The 26,824-nt window shown below is 70.3% G+C and carries 20 protein-coding genes; 13 read left to right on the forward strand and 7 right to left on the reverse strand.

Annotated features, from left to right (window positions below; genetic code table 11):
• The first annotated feature begins 214 nt into the window (after window positions 1-214).
• From AC1RAD_RS26225 to AC1RAD_RS26240, 4 genes are all read left to right on the forward strand, one after another.
• Window positions 215-1,273 (forward strand): beta-keto acid cleavage family enzyme, encoded by a 1,059-nt coding sequence (locus tag AC1RAD_RS26225; protein ID WP_095948779.1) that lies wholly within the window; start codon window positions 215-217, stop codon window positions 1,271-1,273.
• A gap of 111 nt (window positions 1,274-1,384) precedes the next feature.
• Complete coding sequence (locus AC1RAD_RS26230) at window positions 1,385-2,539, forward strand: aromatic ring-hydroxylating oxygenase subunit alpha (protein ID WP_492738002.1); 1,155 nt, start codon at window positions 1,385-1,387, stop codon at window positions 2,537-2,539.
• 127 nt (window positions 2,540-2,666) lie between these two features.
• Window positions 2,667-3,272, forward strand: coding sequence for a TetR/AcrR family transcriptional regulator (locus AC1RAD_RS26235; protein WP_492738004.1), 606 nt, complete (start codon window positions 2,667-2,669; stop codon window positions 3,270-3,272).
• Window positions 3,273-3,329: 57 nt separating this feature from the next.
• Complete coding sequence (locus AC1RAD_RS26240; RefSeq protein ID WP_062477251.1) at window positions 3,330-4,307, forward strand: NAD(P)H-dependent flavin oxidoreductase; 978 nt, start codon at window positions 3,330-3,332, stop codon at window positions 4,305-4,307.
• Between the two features lie 3 nt (window positions 4,308-4,310).
• Here the strand turns inward: AC1RAD_RS26240 and AC1RAD_RS26245 are convergent, their stop codons facing one another.
• From AC1RAD_RS26245 to AC1RAD_RS26260, 4 genes are read right to left on the reverse strand one after another with little or no spacing between them, the layout of a single operon-like run.
• Window positions 4,311-4,835: a Csu type fimbrial protein gene (locus AC1RAD_RS26245; protein ID WP_492738005.1), complete on the reverse strand. Its 525-nt coding sequence runs from the start codon at window positions 4,833-4,835 to the stop codon at window positions 4,311-4,313.
• A complete protein-coding gene (locus AC1RAD_RS26250; protein WP_492738006.1) occupies window positions 4,805-7,126 on the reverse strand; it encodes a fimbria/pilus outer membrane usher protein in 2,322 nt (773 codons plus the stop codon). Before AC1RAD_RS26250 ends, AC1RAD_RS26245 begins: the two co-directional genes overlap by 31 nt.
• 1 nt (window position 7,127) lies before the next feature.
• Entirely contained in the window at window positions 7,128-7,937 is an 810-nt protein-coding gene (locus AC1RAD_RS26255; RefSeq protein ID WP_492738008.1) for a fimbrial biogenesis chaperone, read from the reverse strand.
• Window positions 7,938-7,945: 8 nt separating this feature from the next.
• On the reverse strand, window positions 7,946-8,476 hold the full coding sequence (locus AC1RAD_RS26260; RefSeq protein ID WP_070062075.1) for a Csu type fimbrial protein: 531 nt from the start codon (window positions 8,474-8,476) through the stop codon (window positions 7,946-7,948).
• 398 nt (window positions 8,477-8,874) lie between these two features.
• Between AC1RAD_RS26260 and AC1RAD_RS26265 the strand changes: the two genes are divergently transcribed.
• Complete coding sequence (locus AC1RAD_RS26265; RefSeq protein WP_062477265.1) at window positions 8,875-9,564, forward strand: EAL domain-containing protein; 690 nt, start codon at window positions 8,875-8,877, stop codon at window positions 9,562-9,564.
• Window positions 9,565-9,591: 27 nt separating this feature from the next.
• On the opposite strand, the gene AC1RAD_RS26270 is transcribed toward AC1RAD_RS26265, so the two are convergent.
• The 3 genes from AC1RAD_RS26270 to AC1RAD_RS26280 form a co-directional block, all read right to left on the reverse strand.
• Complete coding sequence (locus AC1RAD_RS26270) at window positions 9,592-11,490, reverse strand: GspE/PulE family protein (protein WP_492738009.1); 1,899 nt, start codon at window positions 11,488-11,490, stop codon at window positions 9,592-9,594.
• Window positions 11,491-11,536: 46 nt separating this feature from the next.
• Window positions 11,537-14,260 carry a sensor domain-containing diguanylate cyclase gene (locus tag AC1RAD_RS26275; RefSeq protein WP_492738010.1) on the reverse strand — a complete coding sequence of 908 codons (2,724 nt, stop codon included), beginning with the start codon at window positions 14,258-14,260 and terminating at the stop codon, window positions 11,537-11,539.
• Window positions 14,261-14,454: 194 nt separating this feature from the next.
• Window positions 14,455-14,802, reverse strand: coding sequence for an STN domain-containing protein (locus AC1RAD_RS26280; protein WP_354342414.1), 348 nt, complete (start codon window positions 14,800-14,802; stop codon window positions 14,455-14,457).
• Between the two features lie 313 nt (window positions 14,803-15,115).
• Between AC1RAD_RS26280 and AC1RAD_RS26285 the strand changes: the two genes are divergently transcribed.
• The 8 genes from AC1RAD_RS26285 to AC1RAD_RS26320 all read left to right on the forward strand — a co-directional run bounded on the left by AC1RAD_RS26285 (window position 15,116) and on the right by AC1RAD_RS26320 (window position 26,797).
• On the forward strand, window positions 15,116-15,688 hold the full coding sequence (locus tag AC1RAD_RS26285) for an RNA polymerase sigma factor (protein ID WP_223301388.1): 573 nt from the start codon (window positions 15,116-15,118) through the stop codon (window positions 15,686-15,688).
• Window positions 15,685-16,689, forward strand: coding sequence for a FecR family protein (locus AC1RAD_RS26290; protein ID WP_492738011.1), 1,005 nt, complete (start codon window positions 15,685-15,687; stop codon window positions 16,687-16,689). Before AC1RAD_RS26285 ends, AC1RAD_RS26290 begins: the two co-directional genes overlap by 4 nt.
• A gap of 71 nt (window positions 16,690-16,760) precedes the next feature.
• Entirely contained in the window at window positions 16,761-19,259 is a 2,499-nt protein-coding gene (locus AC1RAD_RS26295) for a TonB-dependent receptor (RefSeq protein WP_492738012.1), read from the forward strand.
• Between the two features lies 1 nt (window position 19,260).
• The gene (locus AC1RAD_RS26300) at window positions 19,261-20,652 is read left to right on the forward strand and encodes an MFS transporter (RefSeq protein WP_492738013.1); all 1,392 of its coding nucleotides are present in this window, start codon (window positions 19,261-19,263) and stop codon (window positions 20,650-20,652) included.
• Between the two features lie 51 nt (window positions 20,653-20,703).
• The gene (locus AC1RAD_RS26305; protein WP_307587147.1) at window positions 20,704-22,377 is read left to right on the forward strand and encodes a serine hydrolase domain-containing protein; all 1,674 of its coding nucleotides are present in this window, start codon (window positions 20,704-20,706) and stop codon (window positions 22,375-22,377) included.
• A complete protein-coding gene (locus AC1RAD_RS26310) occupies window positions 22,374-24,740 on the forward strand; it encodes an alpha/beta fold hydrolase (protein ID WP_492738014.1) in 2,367 nt (788 codons plus the stop codon). Before AC1RAD_RS26305 ends, AC1RAD_RS26310 begins: the two co-directional genes overlap by 4 nt.
• Window positions 24,737-25,900, forward strand: a complete 1,164-nt coding sequence (locus AC1RAD_RS26315) for an alanine racemase (RefSeq protein ID WP_492738016.1) — start codon at window positions 24,737-24,739, stop codon at window positions 25,898-25,900. The genes AC1RAD_RS26310 and AC1RAD_RS26315 overlap by 4 nt, the downstream gene beginning before the upstream one ends.
• A gap of 30 nt (window positions 25,901-25,930) precedes the next feature.
• On the forward strand, window positions 25,931-26,797 hold the full coding sequence (locus tag AC1RAD_RS26320) for a MotA/TolQ/ExbB proton channel family protein (protein WP_095746596.1): 867 nt from the start codon (window positions 25,931-25,933) through the stop codon (window positions 26,795-26,797).
• Window positions 26,798-26,824: the final 27 nt, after the last annotated feature.

Raw genomic sequence — 26,824 nt, forward strand, 5'->3', positions numbered from 1 at the left:
AGACAAAGGCGAGCGGATTCTGCGGCGCCACCTCCTGGGAATGCTTGGCGCCACGCGTCGGCCACTTACCGGATCGCGACAGCGACACCTGTCTTTGCACGCGCCGTTTCAATGCCCCAAAAAGACAAAACCGCGCCCCCGATGAGCAAGAAGTTTTCGCAGCTGCGCCAGAAACTTTGGCTGCAAGCGCAACCTTTTCACCGGAGACAACCCCATGAACTTCCTCGACGGCCACCTGTATCCCGAGAACCAGCAGCCCCTGATCATCACGGCCGCGCCCTATGCGCCGGGCTGGATTCCCGCCGACTTTCCGGAAGACATTCCGGTCACGATGGAAGAGCAGATCCAGAAGGCGGTCGACTGCTACGAGGCCGGCGCCACCGTGCTGCACCTGCATGTGCGCGAGGCCAACGGCAAGGGCAGCAAACGGCTGTCGATGTTCAACGAGCTGATCGCCGGCGTGCGCGCCCGCGTGCCCGAGATGATCATCCAGGTGGGCGGCTCCATCAGCTTCGCGCCCGAGGACGACGGCGCCGCCGCCAAGTGGCTCAGCGACGACACGCGCCACATGCTGGCCGAGCTCACGCCCAGGCCCGACCAGGTCACCGTGACCGTCAACACCACGCAGATGAACGTGACCGAGCACGCGGGGCTGGACGACTTCAAGGGCCTGTCGCGCGGCGACCCGCGGCTGTATTCGACCTACCGGGACATGATCGTGCCCTCGAACCCCAGCTGGGTGGAAGAGCACATCCGTCGCCTCACGGCCGCGGGCATCCAGAGCGAGTTCCAGTGCTACAACATCAACAGCTTCGAGACCATCGAACGCATGATCCGCCGCGGCGTCTACAAGGGCCCGCTGGTGATGAACTGGGTGGCCATCAGCGGCGGCATGGACCAGGCGAACATCTACAACCTGGCCAACTTCCTGCGCGCCGCACCCGACGGCGCGGTGGTCACGGTCGAGAGCTCGGTGCTCAACGTGCTGCCCGTGAACATGATCGGCATCGCCCTGGGCCTGCACGTGCGCTGCGGCATCGAGGACGTGCTGTGGAACCAGACCCGCACCGGCAAGATGAGCTCGGTCGAGCAGATCAAACAGCTCGTGCGCATCGCGACCGAGTTCGGCCGCCCCATCGCCACCGCGCAGCAGGCGCGCGAGATCATGCAGATCGGCGTGTTCTACGAGACCACCGAAGAGACGCTGCAGGCCAACGGCTTCGCGCCCAACCGCAACGGGGCGCAGCAGGGCTTCCTGCGCAAGCCGGCCTGATACCGCGTCCATCGCTTCCCGGGGGGCGGTTGACGTACCGACTGGTCAGTCGGTAGACTGGGCCGATCGCGCAGCTCACCGGGCTGCATCGCATCGAACCGAAAGCCCCCGATGAGCGAGAACTTCGCAGCCGAACTCCATCGCCGAGCGACCACGGCCCTGCAGGCCGGGCGCGCCGACGCGCAAGGGGAGGGCGACCGCGTGCCGGTCGGCCAGTACACCGACGAGGCCATCGCTCGCGACGAGCGGCGGCTGCTGCAGCGGCATCCGCAGCCGGTGGCGGCCAGCGCATCGCTCGCCTCGCCCGGCGCGTGGCTGTCGCTCACGCACACGGGCGTGCCGCTGTTGCTGGTGCGCCAGGAGAACGGGCAGGTGCAGGCGTTTCTCAACGTGTGCCGCCACCGCGGCGCGCGCGTGGTGCCCGAGGGCAGCGGCAGCGAGGCGCGTGCCTTCGTCTGCCCGTACCACGCGTGGACCTACAAGCCCGACGGCGCCTTGCGCGGCGTGCCCGAGTCCTTCGGTTTTCCCTGCCTGAAGCAGGACGAGTCGGGCCTGCGCCGGCTGGCGACGGTCGAGCGCGCGGGCGTGGTCTGGGTCGTGTGCGATCCGTCGCAGGCGGACAGCGACCCCAGCGCGCACCTGGGCGCGCTCATGGACAACCTCGAGTCGCTGGCCGGGCTGCGCGCGCCCGTGGCCTATGCGCCGCGCACGTACGAGGTCGAAGCCAACTGGAAGCTGCTGGTCGACGGGTCCTTCGAGGCCTACCACTTCAAGGTGGCGCACCGCGAGACCATCGCCCACATGTTCCTGCACAACCTGCAGGTCATCGACGAGTTCGACCTGAACCGGCGCCTGTACCTGCTCAAGGCGAAGTTCCAGGAACACCGGCCCGATGCCACCGGTTTCGATCCGCGCCGCTACGGCAACCTGACCTACTTCTTCTTTCCCAACACGACCATCCTCGTGCAGCCCGACCACGCGCAGCTCAGCATGCTGGAGCCGCTGGGCGCCACGCGCACGCGCGTGCACGAGCTCACGCTGATTCCCGAGGCACCGGCGTCGGAGAAGGCGACGGCGCACTGGGACGCGAACGTGGCGCTGTACCGGCGCACGCTCGCGGAAGACTACGCACTGGCCGAGTCGATCCAGGCCGGGCTGGCGTCGGGCGCGAACGACGCGCTCAGCTTCGGCACCTTCGAGTACAGCGCACCGCGTTTCCACGCGCAGCTCGCGCAGCAGGTGGCGGCGATGCCGGCCGCACGCTGACGCGCGAGGGTGTCGCGCGTGCAACAACCAGACCCCAAGACACAAGAAAGAATGGCGCGCATCGCGTCTGATCGCCGGTCGCGTCTTCGCGGCATGCGCTCTGCGTGACGCTTTCCAGAACCGCCCGATGGCCACCCTTGCCCCTTCCCGAAAAGAAACGATCCTCGCGCGCGCCGAGCAGCACTTTGCCGACCACGGCTTCCAGGGCGCATCGCTGTCGGCCATCGCGCGCGACTGCGAGGTGGGCAATCCGGGGCTGCTGCATCACTTTGCGAGCAAGGAGGTGCTGTACCGCGCCGTGCTCGAGAAGCAGGCCGAGGACCTGACGGCGCGCATCTGCAAGCGCGTCGAGGCGGCCCCCGACCTGCCTGCGCGGCTGCAGGCGTTCGTTGCGCTGCAGGTCGAGTGGATGCACGCGCGGCCCACGGGCTTCAAGCTCGTCACGCGCGAACTGCTCGACAACGCCGAGCGCATCCAGCACGCGCAGACCCGGCCGCTCGAAGGCTTTCTGCAAGCCAGCCTGGGCCTGGTGGCCGCGGCGCAGGCGGCCGGCCTCGTGCGCGACGACCTGTCGGCCGTGGTGGTGCTCACGCTCATCTTCGGCACGCTGAACTACGCCAAGATGGCACGGCCCACCTTCGCCAAGACCTTCGCCGAGCCTGCGCTGAAGAGCGACACGGCCTGGATGAAGGCGATGGCGCGCGACGTGTTGCGCATCATCTCGCCGCCCTGATTTTTTCTTTCTCTCTCTCTCTTTCCTTCCCAGCAACCCCGACCAAAGGACGTTCCCTTGAAAACCCGCATCACCGAACTCTTCGGCATCCGCCACCCCATCATCCAGGGCGGCATGCACTACGTCGGCTTCGCCGAGCTGGCCGCGGCCGTCTCCAACGCCGGCGGCCTGGGCATCATCACGGGCCTCACGCAGAAGACGCCCGAGCTGCTGGCCCGCGAGATCGCGCGCTGCCACGAGATGACCGACAAGCCCTTCGGCGTGAACCTCACCTTCCTGCCGACCTTCGCCTCGCCGCCGTACCCCGAGTACATCGCGGCCATCGTCGAGGGCGGCATCAAGGCCGTGGAAACCGCGGGCCGCAGCCCCGAGGCCTACATGCCGGCGCTGAAGGCCGCGGGCATCAAGGTGATCCACAAGTGCACCTCGGTGCGCCACGCGCTCAAGGCCGAGCGCATCGGCTGCGATGCGGTGAGCGTCGACGGCTTCGAGTGCGGCGGCCACCCCGGCGAGGACGACGTGCCCAACATGATCCTGCTGCCGCGCGCGGCAGAAGAACTGAAGATCCCGTTCGTCGCCTCGGGCGGCATGGCCGACGGCCGCAGCCTCGTGGCCGCGCTCGCGCTGGGCGCCGAGGGCATGAACATGGGCACGCGCTTCATCGCGACCAAGGAAGCGCCGGTGCACGCCAACGTGAAGCAGGCCATCGTCAACGCCTCGGAGCTCGACACGCGCCTGATCATGCGTTCGCTGCGCAACACCGAGCGCGTGATCAACAACGCGGGCGTGGAGCGCCTCATGGAGATCGAGCGCGCCAAGGGCGACGCGCTGAAGATCGACGACATCATGGACCAGGTCGCCGGCATCTACCCGAAGGTGATGACCGAGGGCCACATGGACGCCGGCGCCTGGAGCTGCGGCATGGTGGCTGGGTTGATCCACGACGTGCCGAGCTGCGCGGAGCTTATCGACCGCATCATGGCGCAGGCGGACGAGCTCATCGCGAAGCGCCTGGCGGGCATGCTGAGGGGTTGAGCCTCAGTAGGTCACCGTCACCGTGATCGTGCTGGCGTAGCCGCCCGGCACCACGTACTGAGCCGCGGGAATGCGGCCGTAAACGGTGTAGTTGCGCGTCACCGTCGTGCCCAGCACGGAGGCGGTGATGTTGTAGTTGTCCGAGACGCTGTTGAGTCCCCAGACGGCGGTTCGCGCGTTGTCGGTGTAGAGGTTGTAGCCCAGCGTGCCGCCGACCGGGCCCGTCATCTGCCGGTTGGCGATGCTGCCGGTCGGGCCCGCGTCGAGGCTGATCGTGTACGACACGCTGACCAGAAGCGCGATCAAACCGGAGACCTTGCCGACGACGGTGATGATCGTGGTGTTGTCCTTGGGCGCCGTGGCGGCGGGGTCGTAGTTGCCGAATGCCAACGGCGTTGCCGCGCTGACCGTGACGGTGCAGGTGAACGCGCCCGCACCCGTGCAGGCGGCCAGCGACGCACGCGGGGTGAGCAGCCCGGCCAACGCCAGGACGGCCGTCAGCGCGGGGACGAGGACACGGGTTCGCATCGGTAGGGCCCCATTGAAGGCAAGGCGCCGGCGGCGCGGTCGGGCGTGCCCAGCGTGAAGCGGCAATGCCCGCGCTTCCATCGCGCCTCGAAGCGCTCGTTCGGCTGCGGGTCGTCGACCGACACGAGGCCATGAAAGCCCGACAGCAGCGAGGTGCCGCGCGCCGGCCGCATCACGTCGATGCCCGGCGGCAGCGGGCTGCCGTCGGGCAGCAGCACGGTGACGTTCGCGATGGCGTCGCGCGCGATGTCGAAGCTGGCCTGCGCCACGCCCTTGTAGCGCGGCACCACGCGCAGCACGTCGCTGCGCACCTGCGCCTCGATCGGCAGGTCGCCGTTGTCGATGCTGATGTGGTTGGGCTCGTAGGCACGCAGGCCCGAGACGACGGCGCGGCCTTGGCTGTCAGTGGTGGTCCAGGGCTGGTTCTCGCGATAGACCTTCACGCCGGCGGCGCCGGGCACGGTCACGAGTGCGAAGGCGTCGTCCGACTGGCGCGTGGCAAAGCCCACGCCGCCCGCGAAGCCCACGGCGCCGCTGGCGCGCAGGCGCACCGCGGTCTGGCCTTGGGCGCGCGCGGCTTCGGCCGTCAGCATGCCGTAGCGACCGCGCCAATCGACCGCGGCTTCGCTGCGCGCGTTCTCGCCGTCGGCGGCGCGCAGCCGGTAGCCCCAGCCGGTGTCGTTGGGCGGCTGCTGCACCCACTCGGCCACGGCCGAGTGGCCGCCCGGCTTCTGATGCTGCACCGAGAGCGTGGCGTGCTGGCGCTCGCCGAGCGTGAAGCTGAGGCTGACGTTCACCGAGGTGATGGAACGCTTGCCGTCCTGGCGCGTGTGGGCCACCGAGGTGCCGAGCCAGGCGTTGCCGCCGAGGCCGATCGACCAGCTGGCGGTGGTCACGCCGATGTGCTCGCCGGTGTTGTAGCGCAGCCGCGTGTGGCTCGCGCCCAGCGTGCCGTAGCGGCCGAGCGAGCGGCCTGCGAAGAGCTGCGTCTGCGCGTCGGTGTGCACGGGGCTGTCGTGCCAGGCGATCTGCGTGAAGCCGCGGCTGGCCACCTGGCGGCTCACGGAGAAGTTCCACTCGTCGCTGGTGCGCGTGTAGGCGGCGCGCCAGAGGCGTCCGCTGTCGCCGTCCCTGCTGCGGCTGGCGGCGCCGTGCAGCGAGAGTTCGCCCAGCGTGCCCCAGACCCAGGTCACGCCGGCGCCCGCGGTCTGGCTGCGCGCACTGGCTTCGCCGCGTGTCTCGACGGTCACGCTGTCGTTCACGCCGTACCGCCACGTGCCGGCGACGAAGGGCGGGCCGTAGTCGAAGCTGCGCTCGCCGTAGCGCAGGCGCGTCCAGCCGGCTTCGAGCGAGTAGTCGGACAGGCCCGCGCGCAGCAGGTTGGAGCTCACGTAGTAGGGCGTGGTCACGGTGCGCTGCACGCCCAGCGCGTCGGTGACGGCAAAGCGCATCTCGCCCGCGCCGGTGAGCACGGGCACGTCGCTGAGCGCGAACGGGCCGGCATCGACACGGCGCTGGTAGCGCAGCGTGTCGTTCACATACACCTCCACCGCAGACGGCACGGCCGCGCCGCCGCGCAGGGTCGGCATCGGGTAGCTGATGAAGCCGGGCTGCAAGCCGAAACGGGTGCCGAACTGCACGCCACCGAAACGAAAGGGTGTCGACCACGCCGCAGCCTGCGTGATCGTGTCGCCCACCGTGAGGCGCGTGAGCCGCGCGGGGTCGTCACGGCGGAAGTAGCTGTCCAGTCGCGTCGTGCCGCGCCCGCCGAACGCGGACTGGCCGGCGACGAGGCTCGTGCCCACCAGGCCCCAGTCGCCCGAGGCCGCCGCATCGAAGTAGCCCGAGGCACGTGTGCCCTCGCGGTCGTGCTGCAAGGCCAGGTCGTAGTTGAGAAAAGCCCCGAAGGCCGAGGCCGACAGCGGCGGGCGGTCGCCCGCGTGCGCATGCACGGTGCCCAGCGTGAACGCCTCGGCGGGCACGCTCAGGTCCACGCTCTGGGCGCCTTCGTCGAGTTGCAGCTGCGCGCCGGGCAGCGCGCGCAGGTCGTAGTAGTCGGTGCCATCGCGCTGCAGCGCCGCGGTGGCGGGCCGCACCAGGCGCCAGGCCGCGAAGTCGGGCGCCGATGCCAGAAGTTGCGCACCGCGCCGCAAGAGCGGCCGCGGCGCGGGCTGGCTCAGGCCGTTGATGCGCACGTCGAGGATCGCGGGCTGCACCTCGCCCGCCATGTCAGCGGGTGACGTCTGTGCGCAGGCCACGCGCAGGCCCAGCCAGCCGCAGCAGACCCACAAGCTAGCGTGGCGTGGCGGGCGCACGGGGCACGCGCACGGTGGCGCTGGACGACGCCTCGGGGGCATCGGTGGCGGCCTCGACCTGCAGCCGGGTGTCGGGCGGCAGGGCGGGCAGTTCGATGTCGATGCCGGCCGACTGCCCGGCCAGCGCGTACTGCGACAGGCTCTTGCGCAGCAGCTCGGTGCCGTCCTCGCGGCGCACCACGAGCTGCGTGACCTGGATGTGCTCGCTGCCCTGGTTGTCGAACACCAGCCGCCAGGCCGTGCCTGCCGTGCCGGTGGCGCGCCCCGAAGGCTGCAGCGACCATTGCAGCGCGCGGCGCAGCTGCAGCGGCGGCACGAAGATCGGCACGCCGATGCGCAGCAGCGTCTGCACCTTCGCGCCCTCGGCACCGTCCGCCGGCAGGGCCTGGTCGCGCGGCAGCTGGCGCAGGAAGACGCGGTAGCTGCGCTCGCCGGCGTCGGCCGGCACCTGCAGCCCGAGGCGCACGATCTGTCGCCCGCCCGGCGGCAGGCGGAAGATGGCGGGGTTGACCAGCACGTCGCGTGTGGGTTCGTAGGCATCGCGTCCGTCCTGCTGCGACCACGCCACCACCTCGGCCTGCACGGCGACCTCGGTGTCCTCGGCGTTGCCCATGGTGAGCGAAGCGACCGGGCGCTGCGGCGTGAGCACGATGCGCAGCGGCGCCACGCTGAGGCTGGTGGCCGCGGCGGGAGCGGGGGCAAGGGCGGCCAGCAGCAGGCCGGCCCCCCATGCGACTGGCAGCAGGGCGCGACGCATGCCGTGGCGGCCTGCGGTGAAGGCGGTCAACGGCGCCCTCAATAGGTCAGCGAGACCGTGATCGTGTCCGTGTAGTCGATGGCCGGCGCCGCGGTGTACTGCCCCGTGGGGATCAGGCCGTAGATCGTCTGCGTCTGGGGCGTCCCGTTGCCGACGTAGCCGGTGCCGGCGACGCTGTTGTCCCAGTTGGTCTGGTGCGCGCTGTCCTTGAAGAGGCCGTAGCCCAGCGTGTTGTTGCCGGCGGCCGCCGTGGGGCTGGTCATCAGGCGGTTCGTGATCGTTGCGCCCGAGCCGCCGCCCGCGCTCAAGCCGAGCGAGTAGGGCGTGCCGAAGGTGCAGGTCACGTTGAGGCTGGTGGTGCCGGCCAGGGCGGTGGCTGACGCCGGGTCGTACGGCCCGAACGCCAGCGTGGCCGGCGTGGTCATCAGGCAGGCCTTGAGCACGGTGGCCGTGACCTGGAAGGTCGTGGTCGTCGTGACCGCCTGCGCGGGCAGCAATGTCAACAAGGCACCGACGGGCAGCACGGTACGGGCCAGTGTGCGAAGGAGGGAGCGAGGCTGGTGGCGCATCGGACGGGACCTTTCATCGGTGACTGGAAACCCAGGAACGACAGTGAAAACCCACCCACCGTTTCCAGTAGTGGGCGCCCCCTTTCTAACCAATCTCTCCCCGATGGGACATAGGACGCAGCCCTGTCGTCGACAGCTTGCTACAGATTTTTTCGAGGCCGGGAGAGCTCATGAGTGATTTCGGTCTACAGCCTGGGCCGGGCCTAGGTCGGATGTCTTCATGGGGCGCGACCTCTTGTCGGAGGGGGGTGGTGCGTGCGGTGTATAGAACCGTTTACATTTACGCTCTTGGGAGTCGCCATCCAACGCCATTGCAACCTTGCCCGCGAGGTCCATCCAACGTGATCGCCGAAATACATGCTGATGCCGCGCCTGCTGGCCTCGCCTCGGGGTTCACCATGGCGTTCCAGCCCATCGTGGACTTGGGCCGGCACGAGATCTATGCGCACGAGGCGCTGGTGCGCGGCCTCTCGGGCGAAGGCGCCGCCGAGGTGCTGGGGCGCGTCGATCCGGTCGACCGCTTCGCCTTCCACGAAGCCTGCCGCGTCAAGGCCATCGAGATCGCCTCGCGCCTGGGCATGAAGTCGCGCCTGAGCCTCAACGTCATGCCCAACGACGTCGCGGGACAGGCCGAGTGCTTCCGCACCGCCATGGCCGCCGCCAAACGCTGCAAATTCCCCGTGCGCCAGCTGATGTTCGAGATCACCGAAGGCGAGCGCGTGCGCGACCTGCACGGCCTGGCCGACACCTTCCGCGCCTTCAAGCGCCACGGCTTCACCTCGGCCATCGACGACTTCGGCGCGGCCTACGCGGGCTTCGAGCTGCTCGCCGCGTTCCAGCCCGACGTGGTGAAGATCGACCTGAGCCTGATCCGCGGCATCCATGCCGACCCGGTGCGGCTGACCATCGTGCGGGGCTTCGTCGCCACCTGCGACGAGCTGCGCATCCGCGTGATCGCCGAAGGCGTGGAGGCGCCCGAAGAGGTGCGCGCCCTGCGCGAGATCGGCGTGGAGCTGTTCCAGGGCTACCTGTTCGCGCGGCCGGCCATCGCCACGCTGCCGGCGGTGGCGTGGGACGCCGCCGCCTGAGCCTTCCCTGACCTCTGACCTTGTGCGTCAGACGTTGCTGGTCGCGCGCACTTCCTCGAGCGTGGTCCGGCCGGCCAGCACCTTCTCGATGCCGTCCTGACGCAGCGTGCGCATGCCCTCGCGCATCGCGGCGTCCTGCAGTTCCTCGGCGCGCGCGCCGCCCTGCACCAGCCGGCGCAGCTCCCTCGACATCACCATGAGTTCGTGGATGCCCACGCGGCCCCGGAAGCCGGTGTCGTTGCAGTGCTTGCAGCCGGTGCTGGTGTAGGTCTGCAGCTGGCCGTCGCGCCCGTGGCGCTGCACCCACTCGGCGCGCACGGCGTCGCGCGCGGCCGGCGTGTCCTGTGCGCCGAAGGCATGCATGTAGTCGGCCAGCAGCTCCTCGACCGCCTCGCTCGTCGCCGGGCGGCTTTGCACGCACTGCGGGCACAGGCAGCGCACCAGCCGCTGCGCCAGCACGGCCAGCAGCGAGTCGGCGAAGTTGAACGGGTCCATGCCCATGTCGAGCAGGCGCGTCACGGTTTCGGGCGCGCTGTTGGTGTGCAACGTCGACAGCACGAGGTGGCCGGTGAGCGAGGCCTCGATGGCGGTCCTGGCGGTCTCGGCGTCGCGGATCTCGCCGACCATGATCACGTCGGGGTCGGCGCGCACGAAGGCGCGCAGCGCCTTGGCAAAGGTCCAGTCGATGCGCGGGTTGACCTGCACCTGGCGCAGGCCCGGCTGCGTGATCTCGATCGGGTCTTCGGCGGTCCAGATCTTGCGCTCGGGCGTGTTGATGCGCATGAGCGCCGAGTGCAGCGTGGTGGTCTTGCCCGAGCCCGTCGGGCCCACGCACAGCACCATGCCGTAGGGCCGGTCGACCGCCTGCGAAAACTGCGCCAGGTTGCGCTCGGACAGGCCCAGCGCATCGAGCGCGATGGGCTTGGCCGAGGCCAGGATGCGCATCACCACGTCTTCCAGGCCGTTGTTGGTCGGGATGGTGGCCACGCGCAGCTCGATGCGGTGCTGCGGCGAGTACTTCGAGAAGTTGATCTTGCCGTCCTGCGGCTTGCGCTTCTCGCTGATGTCCAGGTCGCACATGATCTTCACGCGCGCGACCACCGCGTTGCGGTAGCTGGGCGGCAGCTCCAGGTAGGTGTAGAGCCGGCCGTCGCGGCGAAAGCGGATGCGCGTCTTTTCCTGCCCCGGGTCGCTCTCGATGTGGATGTCGGAGGCGCCCTCGCGGTGCGCTTCGAGGATCATGCTGTTGATCATGCGCACCAGCGAGTTGTCCGACTGCTCCACGGGCGGCTCGCCGGCGGCGGGCGCGGCGGCCGATTCTTCCTTCTCGAGCGTCTTCAGCAGCGTGCTGGTGCCCGTCATGTCGAACTCGAGCGGACGCATCGGGTCGTTCATGTCGACCACCGGGCGCTCGGCCGCCACCTGGCCGACCTTCTCGTAGGCCTTGTGCAGCACGCCGTCCAGGTCCAGGCACTGGCCCAGCACGGGGAGCACCTTCATCTGCGCGATGAACTCCACCTCGTCGATCACCGCGTGCCGGTTGACCGGGTCGTCGAGCGCCAGCACCAGGCGCCCGCCGTGCAGCATAAGCGGCATCACCTGCAGGCGCCGCGCGGCCTCATGGCCGACCTTGCGCAGCGCGTCGGCCGCGGCCGGGAACATATGCAGGTTCACCAGCGGGTAGCCCATCTTGCGCACCAGCGCGGTCTGCAGCTGGCCGCGGCTCACGACGCCCATGCGCACCAGCGTCTCGCCCAGCGGCACCGTGGGCTCGCGCTGCTGCTGCTGGAGCGCCGCGTCGAGTTGCGCCTGCGTGATCATGCCCAGCGACATCAGCGCCTGGCCGATGCGCGCGATCGGCATGCGGCTTTGCAGGTCGAGCTCCTGCACGAGCTGTTCGGGCATGACGACTTCGGTGGCTGCCATGGATCGATCTCCTGGTGGTTGTGGGGGCGCGGCGGGTGTGCCGACGCTAACGGTAGAACGCGAAACGGTTGCGGCCCTGCGACTTGGCCGCGTAGAGCGCCGTGTCCGCCCGCGCGAGCAGTTCGCCGGCACCGACGGTGGCATCGACCGTCTCGACGAACACGATGCCGATGCTGGTGGTGACGTCCAGCCGCCGGCCTTCCACGGGGAACGCCGGCGCCGCGATCTGCGAGACGATCTTGTGCGCCACGCCCGCCACCGCGTCCTGCGAGTGCACGTTCTCCAGCACGATCACGAACTCGTCGCCGGCCAGGCGCACCACGGTGTCGGTCTCGCGCACGCTGGCGCGCAGGCGGCGCGCGTACTCGGCCAGCACGCCGTCGCCGGTGGAATGGCCGAGGGTGTCGTTGATGGCCTTGAAGTGGTCGATGTCCAGGAACATCAGCGCCATGCCGCCTTCGGCGCGGCGCACGCGCGACATCGCCGCGGGCAACTGCTCGTTGAAGGCCAGGCGGTTCGGCAGGCCGGTCAGCACGTCCATGCGCGCCAGCTCGATGAGCTTGCGCTCGGCCTCCTTCAGCGCCGTGACGTTGAAGGTCATGAGGTAGAAGCCCGCCGTGTGGCCCGCCAGGTCCTTGTCGGGAATCAGGTTCACCTGGAAGTGCGCCTCCCGGTCGTCGATCGGCACCTGCACCGGGTACTGCGTCGCCCTGCCGGCGAGCACCGTGGGCAGGTGGGGCGTGTGCTGCACGTACACCGCCTCGCCCACGGCCGAGCGCAGCGTCACGCCCTCGAGCGGCGCGCGCTCGTCCAGGCCCGCCATGCGCCGCGCGCGGCTGTTGCCGTACAGGCAGTTCTCGTCGCGGTCGAAGTAGGCGACCAGCGCGGGGATGTTGTCGGTCACGTCGCGCAGGCGCTTTTCCTGCTGCGTGAGGGCGCGGCGGATGTTCACTTCGTCGGTGATGTCGAAGGTCATCGCGAACACGCCGTGCACCATGCCTTCGGCGTCCTGGTCGGGGATGTAGTGGGCCTTGAAGGTGCGGTCGCCGATGCCCAGCGCCGCGTCGCCGGCCTTCTCGACGATCACCGTCTCGCCCGCCAGCGCGCGCTCCATGTGGGGCCGCACCACCGCGAAATCGGCCGCGCCCCGCACGGCCGGCATCCACTGGCCCACCAGCGGCTGGCCGTGGTGCAGTGTGCGCACCTTGGCATTGACGAAGGTGTAGTACAGCGCGGCGTCGACGTGCGAGACCAGCGCGGGAATGTTGTCGGCGATGGTGCGGATCTGCGCCTCGCTGTGCGCCAGCTCGAGCTCGATGTGCTTGCGCTGCGTGATGTCGAAGGTCATCGCGTAGTAGCCGCACACCCGCCCCTGCGCGTCGAGCTCGGGGATGAAGTCGGTCTGGAAGAAGTGCTCTTCCTCGTCGCGGTGCGCGGCGCCGCGCCGCTCGAAGGACACGGCCTCCCCGGCCAGCACGCGCCGCAGGTTGTGCTCGAGCGTCGGGTCGTCGTGCAGGCCGCTCATGCTCTGCACGGGCTGGCCCACCAGCTCCTCGGCGCTGTAGCCCAGCTCCTCGCACAGCCGTGCATTCACGAAGGTGTAGCGGCCCTGCGCGTCGGCGTGCGAGATCATGGCCGGCAGGTTGTCGGTGATGTCGCGCAGGAACTTCTCGCTGGCCTGGTGCTGCTGCATGAGCCGGTCGAAGGTGCGCGAGAGGTCGCCGATCTCGTCGTCCGGGTAGGTGCGCGCCACGGCCGCCTGCGCGGGCGCCGCGTGGGCGTCGAGCATGTGGCGGTGCAGCCCGGTGAGCGGGCGCAGCTGCTGGCGCACCACGGCCAGCGCCAGCGCGCCGGCCAGCAGCGCCAGCACGATGGCGCCGATCCACGCGGTGCGCTCGATGGCTTCGATGCGGGCAAAGGCCTCGTGGCGCGGGTACATCGAGCCCATGATCCAGTCGGCCTGGCGGATGCGCTTGAAGGCGTACAGGCCGGGCACGCCCGCATGGTTCACGCCTTCGATGGTGCCTTCGAAGCCGCCGATCGCGCGGTCCAGGTCGGGCGCGTCGTCGGCCATGGCCATGTTGGCCTGCTTGAGCACGCGGTCGGCCAGCGGGTGGTCGATCACGATGCCGTCGGCGGTGGTGATGAACACGTAGCCCGTCTGGCCGAAGCGCACGTCGGCCAGCTCGCCCAGGATGTTGCGGTCCTTCAGGTTGATGGAGCCCGAGATCACGAACAGCACCCGGCCGGCCGCATCGAGCACCGGCTCGGTGATGGCGACCTGCGCCAGGCCGTTGAGCCGGTTGCGGTAAGGCTCGGAGATCACGCCCGTGCGCGCGGCGACCGTGTCCCTGAAGTACGCGCGGTCCTTCACGTTCACCTTGCCGATCTGTCGCGCGCCGTTCAGGTTGGCGACCAGCTCGCCGTCCGTGTCCAGGAAGGCGACGTTGTCGAACGCCGCCCGCAGGGACTGGTGCTTTTCCAGAAAGGCCTGCAGCGGCGCGGCGTTCGTGATGCCGTGCGAGCCCACGCTCTCGGCGATCGTCTTCAGCAGGATGCGCCGGCTGGCGAACTTCTGCTCCACCGCGCTCGCGATGGCCGACAGCCGCGCGAACTCCTCGTTGGCGATCGAGGCCTGCATGCGGCTCTTGACCAGGTGCAGCGCCACCGTGGCGATGATGAAGGTGGTGGCCAGCACGACGGCCGCAACGCCGACGCTGAGGCGCGTGTTCAGGCTGATGCGGCGTTTCGCGGTCGCGAAGAGTTTCATGGGCGTCGTGCAGGCGGTGCAGCGAAGCGGCGGGGACCACCGGCCGGGCCGGCCAGGGGGGCACGGCACACACCCTTCGCGCGTTGCGCAGCTAGTGTGTCAGAAAGTGCGAGAAATGCGCGCCATTGCGGTGCATCTCGCGGGGTTCCCGGGGGCCGGAGTGTTGCGCAGGTGCGCGAGGGAAACCAATCGTATTACTCGACGCGCGGCGGCGGCTCCGATCGGGCGGCCGCTGGCGAGCGGGCCGGCGCGATGAGCACCATCGCGCCGTCCTGCCCGCGCCGCACGCGCAGGCGCGTGCCGTCGAGCAGGCGCTCCAGCGCCGCGTCGGCGGCGACCTTTCCCCTGATGCCCCGGGTCGAGAGGTCCTTGACGTCTTCCATCTTGTAGATGAGCTGCACGCCCGACTGCGCGATGTAGGCGTCGAGCGCGGGCCGCAGCTCGCCGCCCTTCACGTCGAACTCCCGCGCGTGGGCGCAGGCCAGCCCCGTCGCCAGCAGGCCGGCGGCGGCCACGAGGGCAAGGCGGGGGCGGGTGAGCAAGAGGGCAAGGAAGGTGGGGGGCTGCCTCCGGATTCGAATCATGTCGGTCTGTTTTCCGCGAATTGGTTTTTCTTCTGCCCCCGGTGAGACGAGTTCGAGCGCACTTTCCGGTAACGGGGCAAGGGGGAAAAGCCCTCGGGCCCGGCCTTCTAGAATTTCCGGGTCCGCCGCCGGGCACGGGAATTCAAGGAAATTTCGCCGGCGGGCCTTCGCGCGTTACCGGAAATCTTCGGGCCGTTCGTCTCACTGTCTGTCGCCAATCCCGGCGACCTGCCGCTTTGTGTGTCGGCCCTTCAATTTCCAGGAGCGCTTCGTGGTTCTCAGTGACTTGGATGCCTGGTTCGTCAGCGAGGTGCTGCCGATGGAAGCCGCGCTCACGCGCTTCCTTCGCCGCAACTGGCGCGACGACGCCGAAGTGCCCGACCTGCGGCAGGACGTCTACGTGCGCATTTACGAGTCCGCCTCCAGATCCATGCCCGACCAGGTCAAGCCCTTCGTTTTTGCCACCGCGCGCAACCTGCTGATCGACCGCGCCCGGCGCGCGCAGATCGTTTCCATCGAGATCATTGCCGACCTCGACGCGCTCGATTTCTCGGCCGACGAGCTCACGCCCGAACGCCACGCCGCCGGCCGCGGCGAGCTGCGGCTGCTGCAGACGGCGCTCGACGCGCTGCCCTCCAAGTGCCGCCGCGTGGTCGAGATGCGCAAGATCGACGGGCTCTCGCAGCGCGAGGTCGCCACGCAGCTGGGCATCACCGAGGACACGGTCGAGCGCCAGGTCTCGCGCGGCGTGCGCGCCCTGGCCGACGCCTTGCTGTCGGGCGGCGTGCAGCTGGACACCAAGGCCTTCGGGCGAGCGCAGAACGAGCGGAGGCTCTCACCATGAGCGAAGCCCAGCGCATTGAATCCTTGGCCGCCGACTGGCTGGCCCGCCGCGACAGCGGCGACTGGACCGACACCGACCAGCAGCAGTTGGACGCCTGGATCGCCGCCTCCATCGCCCACCGCGTGGCCTGGCTGCGGCTGTCCAGCGCGTGGGAGCGCGGCGACCGGCTGGGCGCGCTGCGCACGCCGGCGATTCCCATTCCCCTGCCCACGCCGGCGCCGGCACCCACACCGCAGGCCGCACGTCCGGCCCCGCGCCTGTCGCGCTTCTCGCTGCAACGCATCGCCGCCGGCGTGCTCGTGGCCGCCGCCGGCACCGCCTGGCTCGGCTGGCAGTACACGCAGGAAGAACGCGGCCAGCACTACGCCACGGCCGTAGGTGCGCGCCAGTCGGTCGCGCTGTCCGACGGCTCGAAGCTCACGCTGAACACCGCCACGCAGGTGCGCACGGCCGTGAACGACAGCGGGCGCAAGGTGTGGCTGGACGCGGGCGAGGCCTACTTCGACATCGCGCACGACAAGAACCATCCCTTCGTCGTCATCGCCGGCGACCGCCGCATCACCGTGCTGGGCACGCGCTTTCTCGTGCGGCGCCAGGGCGAGCAGGTGAACGTGACGGTGGAGGAAGGGCGCGTGCAGATCGCCGCGGCCAAGCCCGATGCCCGAAGCGCCGAGCCCACCGTGCTCACGCGCAACCAGGCCGCGGTCACGCATGCCGACAACGTGCTCGTGATGTCCAAGGCACCCAAGCAGGTCGACGACGAACTCAGCTGGCGCGAAGGCAAGCTCGTGTTCGACCAGACCACGCTGGGCGACGCGGCCGCGCAGTTCAACCGCTACAACCTGCGCAAGCTGGTGATCGCCGACCCGGTCATTGCGCAGGTGCGCATCGGCGGCAGCTTCGATGCCAACAACATGAGCGGCTTCGTGGGGCTTCTCAAGCAGGGCTTCGGTCTTGCCGCGCATGAGAGCGGCAACGAAATCAGAATTTCGAATCCGTAAATTACCGGAATGTGACGGGGCATTCGTCTCAGTGGGTACCCAAACAAATAACCACGCTGGAGACACACACAATGAATCGCACCGCGCCCCGCACCGGCCTGCCGCCCCAGAAGAAGAAGCGAACGTACGGCGCACTGCGCCCCTGGGTCATCGGCGGCGCGTGGGCGCTGGCCAGCGGCATGGCCGCGCACGCACAGACGCAGGCCCCGCCGCAGGGCTTCGACGTGAGCGGTGGCGATCTCAAGACCGCACTCGACGCCTACATCGCGCAGGGCGGCGTGCAGCTGCTCTACAAGGTCGACGACGTGAAGGGCGTGGCCACGCGCGGCGTGAAGGGCGCGCTGTCGCCGCAGGACGCGCTGGCGCGGCTGCTCGAAGGCACGCCGCTGCAGACGCGCCGCGGTGACGACGGCGCCATCGTGATCTACACGGCCGCCGCTGCTGCCAAGCCGCAGGCCGACGAGGCGCCGCAGTCGCTCGACAGCGTCACCATCACCGCCACGCGCCGCCGCGAGCCGGTGCGCGAGATCCCGATGCAGGTCAACGTGATGAAGGCGCAGGCGCTGGAACGCGCGGGCGCCAAGAACCTGGCCGACTACGTGGCCGAGCAGCCGGGCGTGAACCTCACCAGCAGCGGCAGCGTCGGCGGCACGCTCACCATGCGCGGGCTGACCACCGGCCCGGTGCAGGGCATCGCGACCGTGGGCGTGTACGTGGACGACGTGGCCACCGGCCTGAGCTCGGCCGGCGCGAGCGGCGGCAACACGCCGCTGGACATGGGCATGCTCGACCTCAGCCACATCGAGGTGCTGCGCGGCCCGCAGGGCACGCTGTACGGCGCCGGCGCCATGAGCGGCGTGCTCAAGTACGTGACCAATCAGCCCGACACCATGGAGTTCGCGGGCTCGGTGAAGCTGGGCACCTCGTGGACGCAGGGCGGCGGCCCCGGCTTCACGACCGGCGCGGTGCTCAACGTGCCGCTCAAGGAAGACGTGGCGGCCGTGCGCTTCGCCGCCTTCACCGACCAGTTCGGCGGCAGCTACGACGCCACGGGCCTGGCGCGCGGGCGCAACATCGACCGCGGCCACACCGACGGCGGCCGGGTCTCGCTGCTGCTCACACCCACGCGCGAACTCACGGTGCGCCTCACGGGCACCGTGCAGGACGTGCATCGCAAGGGCCTGGGCTTCGAGGACATGGACCAGCGCACGCTGCGCCCCTGGACGCGGGAGCGCACGCGCCAGCTGTCGGCCAACGAGTCGTACAGCAACCTCACGCAGCTGTTCGGACTGGACGTGGAATACGACTTCGGCTGGGCCCGCCTGAACTCGATCACCTCCGCGCAGGACGTGAAGATCAACAACGTCGTCGACGTCACCGGCCGCTACGGGCCGCTGCTGAGCGCGCTGCGCGTGCCGGTGGCCTCGGTGCCGGTGAACAGCGCCGTGGAGCAGCACCGCGTCAGCCAGGAGTTCCGCCTGACCTCGCGCTCGGGCACCACCATCGAGTGGCTGGCGGGCCTGTACCTGAACCGCGAACGCGGCAGCAACAACGGCGTCATGGACGCCAACCTGATCGGGGGCCGCAGCCTCGGCCTGCTGACCTCGACGCAGTCCTCGCGCTACCGCGAGGAGGCGGCCTACGGCGACGTCACCTGGAACGTGACGCCCAGGTTCTCGCTCACCGGCGGCGTGCGCCTGGCGCGCAACAACCAGAAGTACGCCAGCCGCCAGACCGGCCAGCTCGTCGGGTCGGTCGCCGCCAGTGCCGCCGGCACCTCGTCGGAAAGCCCGACCACCTACCTGGCCGCCGCCAAGTACACGCTGTCGGAGACGAGCACCATGTACTTCCGCGCGGCCAGCGGCTACCGCCCCGGCGGTCCCAACGTGCTCAAGGCCGACACCGACCGCAACGTGGTGCAGCCGATGTACAACTCCGACTCGCTGTGGAGCTACGAGCTGGGCTACAAGGCCGACCTGCTGGACCGCACGCTGTCGCTGGAGGCGGCGCTGTACGACATCGAGTGGACCGGCGTGCAGCAGCCCACGCGCAGCGGCGCCTTCGTGTTCGTCACCAACGCGGGCGCGGCCCGCATCAAGGGCAGCGAGGTCACGCTCAACTGGAAGCCCAGCAAGGAATGGCGCTTCACCGCCAATGCCGCGGCCGTCGATGCGCGCCTGACCGAGGATGCCAAGGGCCTGGGCGCCAAGGCCGGCGCGCGCCTGCCGCACACGCCGCGCTTTGCCGCCACGCTGGGCGTGACGCGCAACTTCAGCCTCGCCGACCACCCGGCCTACGTCGGCATCAGCGCGCGCTACACCGGCAAGCGCGATGCGGGCTACCGCGGCAGCACGGCCATTCCGAGCATCAACATGCCGGCCTACACGCTGGTCGACCTGCAGGCGGGCATCGACTTCAAGCGCTTCAGCGTCTCGGCCTACGTGCGCAACCTGACGAACAAGCGCGGCATCGTGTCGATCGAAACCGGACTCAACGCGAACCCGAACCTGGTGACCGCGGCGCTCGTGCCGGCGCGCACCATCGGCGTGAACGTCAACGTTCCGTTCTGACATGTCGGGCCTCCCACCGTTCGCGGCACCGATGCCGCTGGATGCGGCCGCCCCTGCGGCCCTGGAAACGACCCGCAAGGCGCCCACCAGCGCCTGGTATGCGCTGGCGGTGCTCATCATCGCGACGGTGCTGGGCTCGATCGACAAGGTCATCCTCACGCTGCTGACGGAGCCGATCCGCCAGACGCTGTCGCTCTCTGACACGCAGCTCGGGCTGCTGCAGGGCGCGGGCATCGTGCTGTTCACCGGCATCGCCACCTTGCCGCTGGGCTGGCTCAGCGACCGCTACGACCGGCGCGTGGTGCTCGCGGCCTGCGTGGTGCTGTGGAGCGCCGCCACCGCCATGCGCGGCACGGCCATGGACTACGGCGTGCTGTTCGTCGCTTCCGTCGGCCTGGGCGTGGGCGAGGCGGGCCTCACGCCCATCACCAACAGCATGATCCCCGACCTGTTCCCGCGGGCGCAGCGGGTGCTGGCGAATGCGGTGTTCGCGCTGTCGGCCATCTTCGGCAGTGCGCTGGGCGCGCTGCTGGGCGGCACCATCGTGCACCTCACCGACGATCTGCGGCCCTGGCTGCCCGTCGCGATGCAGCAGCTCGAAGCCTGGCGCCTGACCTTCTTCGTGCTGGCCAGCGCCGGCATTCCGGTGACGCTGCTGGTGCTGTCGATCCGACGCACGCCGCGCGGCGGCGCACTGGAAGCCAAGGCAAAGCCCGGGGCACCGGCCGCCGACGCGCCGGGCGCCACGACCCTGCGCCAGCACCTGCGCCAGCACTGGCGCACCTTCGCGGGCCTGGTGGTCGGCGTGGGCCTGACCAGCGTGGGCCTGAGCTCGCTGGGCACCTGGCTGCCGATCCTCACGGCGCGCACCTACGGCGTCACGCCGGTGCAGATGGGGCAGGGCATGGGCCTGGCCTTCCTGTGCGGCACGGTGGCCGGCGGCCTGCTGGGCGTGCTGTCGATGCGCTACGTGCAGCCGCGCATGGGGCCGGCCGCGGCGCTGCGGCTGATCATGCTGGGCAATCTCTCGGCGGCGCTGATGTCGACGCTGCTGCTGTTCACGAGCTCGGCCAACCACAACTTCGCGCTGCTGGGCCTCTTGGTGGTGCCGCTCATCGGCAGCGCGGTGCTGCTGCCCAACGTGCTGCAGGACGCGGCGCCGCCGCACCTGCGCGCCCGCACCATCGCCATGCTCACGCTGGCCAGCCTGCCCTTCGGCGTGGTGGGGCCGCTCGTGGTCGGCATGTTGTCGGACGCCCTCAAGTCGATGCCCAACGGGCTGGCGGTGTCCATCGTCGTGACCACGCTGGTCGGTGGCAGCCTGGGCGCCATGGTGCTGCGCGCCGCCGAAGGCCCGTTCGTTCGCCTGATGCGCGAGGCGAAGCCGAACTGAGCCTGCTGCGTCGAGATTCCGCTCCCCCCTTTCATCGTTCGTTGTTCCTCCATGTCACAACCACACCCTTCAGCCTCTCTTCCTGACACCGCTTCCGCACTGGCCGCCATCGACGCGCTGGTGGCGCCCCTGAACCGCAGCGACGCGCCCGGCCTGGTGCTGGCCATCGCGCAGCATGGCCGCCTGCTGTACCGCCGCGCCGTCGGCATGGCCAGCCTGGAGATGGGCGTGGCGCTCACGCCGACCACGCGCATGCGCATCGCCTCCACCAGCAAGCACTTCACGGCCATGGCCGTGCTGCTGCTGGCCGAAGACGGCCTGCTCGACGTGGAAGACCCGGTGCAGAAATACCTGCCCGAGCTGCCGCAACTGAGCGCCAACGGCCCCACGCTGCGCCACCTGCTCACGCACACCAGCGGCTGGCGCGGCCACGACGAGCTGTGGGCCATTGCGCACGGCCTCACGTTCACGCTGCCCGGCCCGGGCCTGCCCGCCATGGCGCGCCAGAGCGAGCTGAACTTCGAGCCCGGCACGCACATGGTCTACAGCAACGGCGGCTACTTCCTGCTGGCCAAGATCGTCGAGCGCGTGAGCGGCAAGAGCTTCAACGACTTCCTGAAGGCGCGCCTGTTCGACCCGCTGGGCATGGCCGACACCTCGTCGGTGGTGACCGACCTGGACGTGGTCCCCGGCATGGCCGGCCTGTACATGCCCGCGCCCGGCGGCGGCTGGCGCCGCGGCCTGTACCCGTGCGAACTCGACGGCGGCGGCTCGCTGGTGTCGACGGCGGACGACATGCTGCGCTGGCTCGCCCACATGCACGGCAGCGAGAAGATCGTGGGCAGCGCCAAGAGCTGGGCCCTGCTGTCGGCGCCCACCACGCTGTCGTCGGGCTCGCAGGTGAACTACGGCTTCGGCCTCGCGCGCCACCCGTACCGCGGCGTCGAGATCGTCCACCACGCGGGCGCCGTGCTCGGCGCGCAGTCGCAGATGATCAGCGTGCCCAGCCACGGGCTGGACATCATCGCCATGGTGAACGGCGCGCCGGTCTCGCCGTCGGCGTTGGCCCTCAAGGTGATCGAGCTGCTGCTGGGCGACGCGCTCGCGCCGCCCGAGGTGCGCCCGCTGGCCAGCGCCTTCCCCGCGCTGCCCGGCCAGCGCTACCACGCCCCCTCCACCGGCGGCCTGCTGGGCTTTGCGGACGTGGCCGGCAAGCTGGCGCTGTCGTGGCAGGCCGGCGAGGCCAGGCCCCTGAACCAGGGCGACGGCAAGCTCTGGCTGGGCCTGCAGGACCTGCCGACGAACGACCTCGTGATCGACACCACCGACATCGACCCGCAACGCGCACCCGATGCCTTCGTGCTGCACGAAGGCGGCCAGCCGCGCCGCTTCGAGCGCCTGCCCGAGACCGCGCCCGATGCCGCGTCGCTCGCCGACGAACTGTGCGGCGACTACACCAGCCCCGACCTCGACGCCACCGCGCGGATGGTGCTGGTGGACGGCCGGTTGCAGCTCACGGTGCAGGGGCGCCACGGCCAGCACGCGTGCGTGCTGACGCCGCTGTCGGCCGACGTGGCCACGCTCGCCTCGGTCGACCCGGTGCTGGCCCAGCTGGGCAAATCGGTTCTCAACGTGGAGCGCAAGGGCGGCCGGGTCGTGGGACTGCTGTTTGCCACCACGCGCTCGCGAAACATCCACCTTGCCCGCCAGGAGCCCCGCGCATGAAGTTCTTCACCACCCTGTTCGCCACCGAGACCAACACCTTCGTCTCGGCCCCCACCGGCCTGGGCAGCTACGAGGAATACGGCATCTTCCGCGGCGACGCCAGCACGCGCGACGCCACCGGCTACGGCCTGTACGCGGTGGAGGTGCGCCGGCAGCTGGCCGCCGAAGGCCATGAAACGGTCGAGAGCCTGCTGGCCTTTGCGCAGCCGCTGGGGCGCACCGTGCGCAGCGTGTACGAGCGCCTGCGCGACGAGATCCTGGACGACCTGCGCAAGGCCGGCCCGGTCGACGGCGTGATCCTCGTGCTGCACGGCGCGATGGTGGCCGACGGCTACGACGACTGCGAAGGCGACGTGATCTCGCGCGTGCGCGAGATCGTCGGGCCGAACGTGCCCATCGGCGTGTCGCTCGACCTGCACTGCCACTTCACGCAGAAGATGGTGAACACGGCCGACGCCATCATTTGCTACAAGGAATATCCGCACACCGATGCCTTCGAGCGCCTGACCGAGCTGATCCGCATCGTGGTCGACACCGCGCAGGGCCGCGTGAAGCCCGTGACCGCCGTGCACGACTGCCGCATGGTCGGCAAGTGGCACACCACGCGCGAACCGATGGCCGGTTTCGTGCGCCGCATGCAGGACGCCGAGAAGCTGCCGGGCGTGCTCTCGGTGTCGCTGGGCCATGGCTTCCCCTGGGCCGACGTGCCCGAGTCGGGCGCCAAGCTGTGGGTGGTGACCGACAACGACCCCGCGCTGGCCGCCAAGCTCGCCGAAGAACTCGGCCGCGGCTTCTGGGACCTGCGCCACGAGACCGGCGTGCCCTCGCTCTCGATCGAGGAGACGCTCGCCAAAGCCATGGCCGTGCAGGGCGGCCCCGTCGTCATCGCCGACACCGCCGACAACCCCGGCGGCGGCGCCACCAGCGACAGCACCTTCATGCTGCGCGCCGTGGTCGAGCGCGGCATCGGCGACGTGGCCTTCGGCGGCGTGTGGGACCTGGGCGCGGTGCAGCTGTGCCGCGACGCGGGCGTGGGCGCGAGCTTCGAGCTGCGCCTGGGCGGCAAGTGCGGCCCGGCCTCGGGCGACCCGATCGACCTGCACGTGACCGTGATGAACGTGGTGGAGGCGCACTCGCAGGGCGGCCTGTCGGGCGTGCGCACGCCCATGGGCCCGTGCGTGTGGGTGCAGGCCGCCGACGGCGTGGACATCGTGCTCATCAGCAAGCGCAACCAGGTCATCGGCGCCGACCTCTTCACGGGCCTGGGCATCGACCTCACGGCCAAGAAGCTGGTCATCGTGAAGTCGGCGCAGCACTTCCACGCGGAGTTCGGGCCCCTGGCCAAGTCGGTGCTGTACGTGTCGACGCCGGCCTCGCTGAGCACCGACTTCGCCAACCTGCCGTACCGCGTGCGCGACCTGGACTACTGGCCGCGCGTGGAACAGCCCGGTCGCCCGCACCACATGGCCGCGCCCGGCGAGCTCTACACCATCGATGGCCGCGCCATGCACCTGCAGCGCAGCGGCCCCGTGCCGGCCAGCGCCGCGCAGGCCACGCTCGTCATCGAAGCCGGCGGCGGTTGCGCCTCGCCGACCTATGCGCGCCTGCAGCAGGCATTGGCGGCCAAGCACCCGGTGATCAGCTACGACCGCGCCGGCATGGGCTGGAGCGAAGCCGACGACGCGCCCTTCGACGGCGAGCGGACCGCGCACCGCCTGCACGCGCTGCTCGCAGCCGCCGGCGTGACGGGTCCGATCGTGCTCGTCGGCCATTCGCTCGGCGGCCTGCTGAACCGGGTCTACGCGGGCCTGTATCCGCAGCAGGTCGCCGGTGTCGTGATGCTCGATGCCAGCCACCCCGACCAGTTCGCGATGTACGAGTACCCGCCCGAATCGCAGTTCGCGGCCGAGCGCGTCAAGCGCGCGGACTTCCAGGCCGGCGGCCCGCCGCCGCCGGAGCAGGCGCCCATCGAGGCCCTGTTCGCCGACATGCCGCAGGTGCTGCGCCAGATGAAGGCGACCTACACGCCCGAAGCGCTCGACACCATGGTGGCCGAAGTGCGCGGCCTGCCGCACGTCGCGCGCCAGGCCGCGGCCTCGCCCGACTTCGGCGCGCGTCCGCTGGCCGTGCTGTGGGCGAAGCAGCAGCCGCTGCCGGCCGGCGCCGACCCGGCCATTGCGGCGGTGCAGCAGCGCTGGCCCGAGTTCCAGGAAGCGCATGCGGCGCTGTCGACGCAACGCCGCCTGGCCTGCATCGAAGGCGCTGCGCACATGACGCTGGTGCTGCTGCCGCCGCTCGTGCAGCGCGTGGCCGAGGAAATCGACGGCGTGATGGCGCAGATCGCCTCCGGAACCGGCCGATGACGCCCCTGGCCGAACTCACCACGCCCGCGCTGCTGCTCGACGTCGGCGTGCTCGAACGCAACTGCGAAGCGATGGCGCAGCGCGCGGCGCGCCACGGCGTGGCGCTGCGCCCGCACCTGAAGACCGCCAAGTCGGCGGAGGTGGCGCGGCGCGCCACGCGCGAGCAGCCCGGCGGGCTCACGGTGTCGACCGTGGCCGAGGCCGCCTACTTCGCGCGCCACGGCTTCACCGACCTGACCTATGCCGTGGGCATCGACGCGAACAAGATCGAGGCGCTGCACGACATCCAGCGCACGCACGGCGCGCGCGTGACGCTGCTGGCCGATTCGGTCGAGGCGGTGCAGGCCGCCGGTGCGCGCGCGCGAACGCTGGGCGCCAGCTTTCGCGTGCTGCTGGAGATCGACACGGGCGGCGGCCGCGGCGGCGTCGGTCCGCGCGACGACGGCCTGCTGTCGCTCGCGCGCGAGGTGCAGCGCAGCGAATCGCTGGCGCTGGCCGGCGTGCTCACGCATGCGGGCCACAGCTACCACGTGCAGGGTGGCACGGCGATCCGCGCCATCGCCGAGGCCGAGCGCGCCGGCGCCGTGCATGCGGCCGAGCGGCTGCGCGCGGTCGGCATCCCGGTCGAGGTGGTGAGCGTGGGCTCCACGCCCACGGCCGTGTGCGCGCAGACGCTCGAGGGCGTCACCGAGATGCGCCCCGGCGTCTACACCTTCTTCGACCTGGACCAGGCGGCGCGCGGCATCTGCGGCGTGGACGAGATCGCGCTGTCGGTGCTGGCCACCGTGATCGGCCACAACCCGCGCTCGCGCCGCGTGCTGATCGATGCCGGCGCGCTCGCGCTGTCGAAGGACCAGTCGGCGGCCGAGTTCCGCGCCGGCCTGGGCTTCGGGCTGGTGTGCCGGGCCGACGGCACGGTGCCGCTGCCCGGCCTGTGCGTGGCCGAACTGCACCAGGAGCACGGGCTGATCGCGTGCGAAGGCGACGACGACGCACAGGCCATGTTCCGCGCGCTGCCCCTGGGTGCCCGCGTGCGCGTGCTGCCGCACCACGCCTGCATGACGGCCGCGCCCTACGACCGCTACCACGTGGTGGACGGCGCGGGCAGCGGCGTGCAGGCGGTCTGGGACAAGGCGCACGGCTGGCAGGCCGGTGCCTGAAGCCAATCTATTTTTCTGGAGAAGACAACGATGACGAAGACATTCCTTGCACGGCTGACGGCCGTGGCCGCGCCCTTTGTTCTGGCCCTCGGCCTGGGCAGCGCGCCGCAACTCGCAGGCGCCCAGACGCCGGCCGCACCGCAGGCCGCGGCCAGTGCTGCTGCCGCCACGCCGGCGCCCGTGGCGGTGCCTGAAAAGCCCGCCGCCCCGGTTGCTGCGCCGGCCGCCACCGCCAAGGTCGACAACCCCTACGGCGTGGGCGCGCTCTGGTCGCAGAGCGATGCCGTCGCCAAGGCCGTGCTCGCCATCCTGGCGATCATGTCGATGGGCAGCTGGTACGTGATCGTCACCAAGCTGCTCGAGCAGATGCGCATGGGCCGCCAGGCGCGCGCGGTCGACAACGAGTTCTGGAACGCGGGCACCGTGCAGGCCGGCACCGCGCGGCTGGCCGAAGGCAGCCCGTTCCGCTTCATCGCCGACGCCGGCATGCAGGCCACGCAGAAGCACGACGGCCTGCGCGGCAAGGTCGATTTCGCCGACTTCGTGGACCTGTGCATCCACCGCGCCACCGAGCGCGTGCAGCGGCGCCTGGGCAACGGCATGTCGCTGCTGGCCACCGTGGGCTCCACCGCGCCCTTCGTCGGCCTGTTCGGCACCGTCTGGGGCATCTACCACGCGCTCACCGCCATCGGCGTGGCGGGGCAGGCGTCGATCGACAAGGTGGCCGGCCCGGTGGGCGAGGCGCTCATCATGACCGCCATCGGCCTGGCCGTGGCCGTGCCTGCCGTGCTGGGCTACAACTGGCTCCTGCGTCGCAACATCACCGTGATGGACGACGTGCGCGAGTTCAGCGGCGAGCTGCACTCCGTGATCCTGGCCGGCAGCGCCGCGGCCTGACGCGCGCGCACGCACGCAAGCGGATCG

The organism is Variovorax sp. GW823-FHT04B03 (assembly GCF_058796495.1).

Bases quoted from the DNA above. Each gene is read 5' to 3' on its own strand.
- AC1RAD_RS26225 (WP_095948779.1), top strand. From the start codon at position 215: ATGAACTTCCTCGACGGCCACCTGTATCCCGAGAACCAGCAGCCCCTG.
- AC1RAD_RS26230 (WP_492738002.1), top strand. From the start codon at position 1,385: ATGAGCGAGAACTTCGCAGCCGAACTCCATCGCCGAGCGACCACGGCC.
- AC1RAD_RS26235 (WP_492738004.1), top strand. From the start codon at position 2,667: ATGGCCACCCTTGCCCCTTCCCGAAAAGAAACGATCCTCGCGCGCGCC.
- AC1RAD_RS26245 (WP_492738005.1), bottom strand. From the start codon at position 4,835: ATGCGAACCCGTGTCCTCGTCCCCGCGCTGACGGCCGTCCTGGCGTTG.
- AC1RAD_RS26260 (WP_070062075.1), bottom strand. From the start codon at position 8,476: ATGCGCCACCAGCCTCGCTCCCTCCTTCGCACACTGGCCCGTACCGTG.
- AC1RAD_RS26265 (WP_062477265.1), top strand. From the start codon at position 8,875: ATGGCGTTCCAGCCCATCGTGGACTTGGGCCGGCACGAGATCTATGCG.
- AC1RAD_RS26270 (WP_492738009.1), bottom strand. From the start codon at position 11,490: ATGGCAGCCACCGAAGTCGTCATGCCCGAACAGCTCGTGCAGGAGCTC.
- AC1RAD_RS26275 (WP_492738010.1), bottom strand. From the start codon at position 14,260: ATGAAACTCTTCGCGACCGCGAAACGCCGCATCAGCCTGAACACGCGC.
- AC1RAD_RS26290 (WP_492738011.1), top strand. From the start codon at position 15,685: ATGAGCGAAGCCCAGCGCATTGAATCCTTGGCCGCCGACTGGCTGGCC.
- AC1RAD_RS26295 (WP_492738012.1), top strand. From the start codon at position 16,761: ATGAATCGCACCGCGCCCCGCACCGGCCTGCCGCCCCAGAAGAAGAAG.
- AC1RAD_RS26300 (WP_492738013.1), top strand. From the start codon at position 19,261: ATGTCGGGCCTCCCACCGTTCGCGGCACCGATGCCGCTGGATGCGGCC.
- AC1RAD_RS26305 (WP_307587147.1), top strand. From the start codon at position 20,704: ATGTCACAACCACACCCTTCAGCCTCTCTTCCTGACACCGCTTCCGCA.
- AC1RAD_RS26310 (WP_492738014.1), top strand. From the start codon at position 22,374: ATGAAGTTCTTCACCACCCTGTTCGCCACCGAGACCAACACCTTCGTC.
- AC1RAD_RS26315 (WP_492738016.1), top strand. From the start codon at position 24,737: ATGACGCCCCTGGCCGAACTCACCACGCCCGCGCTGCTGCTCGACGTC.
- AC1RAD_RS26320 (WP_095746596.1), top strand. From the start codon at position 25,931: ATGACGAAGACATTCCTTGCACGGCTGACGGCCGTGGCCGCGCCCTTT.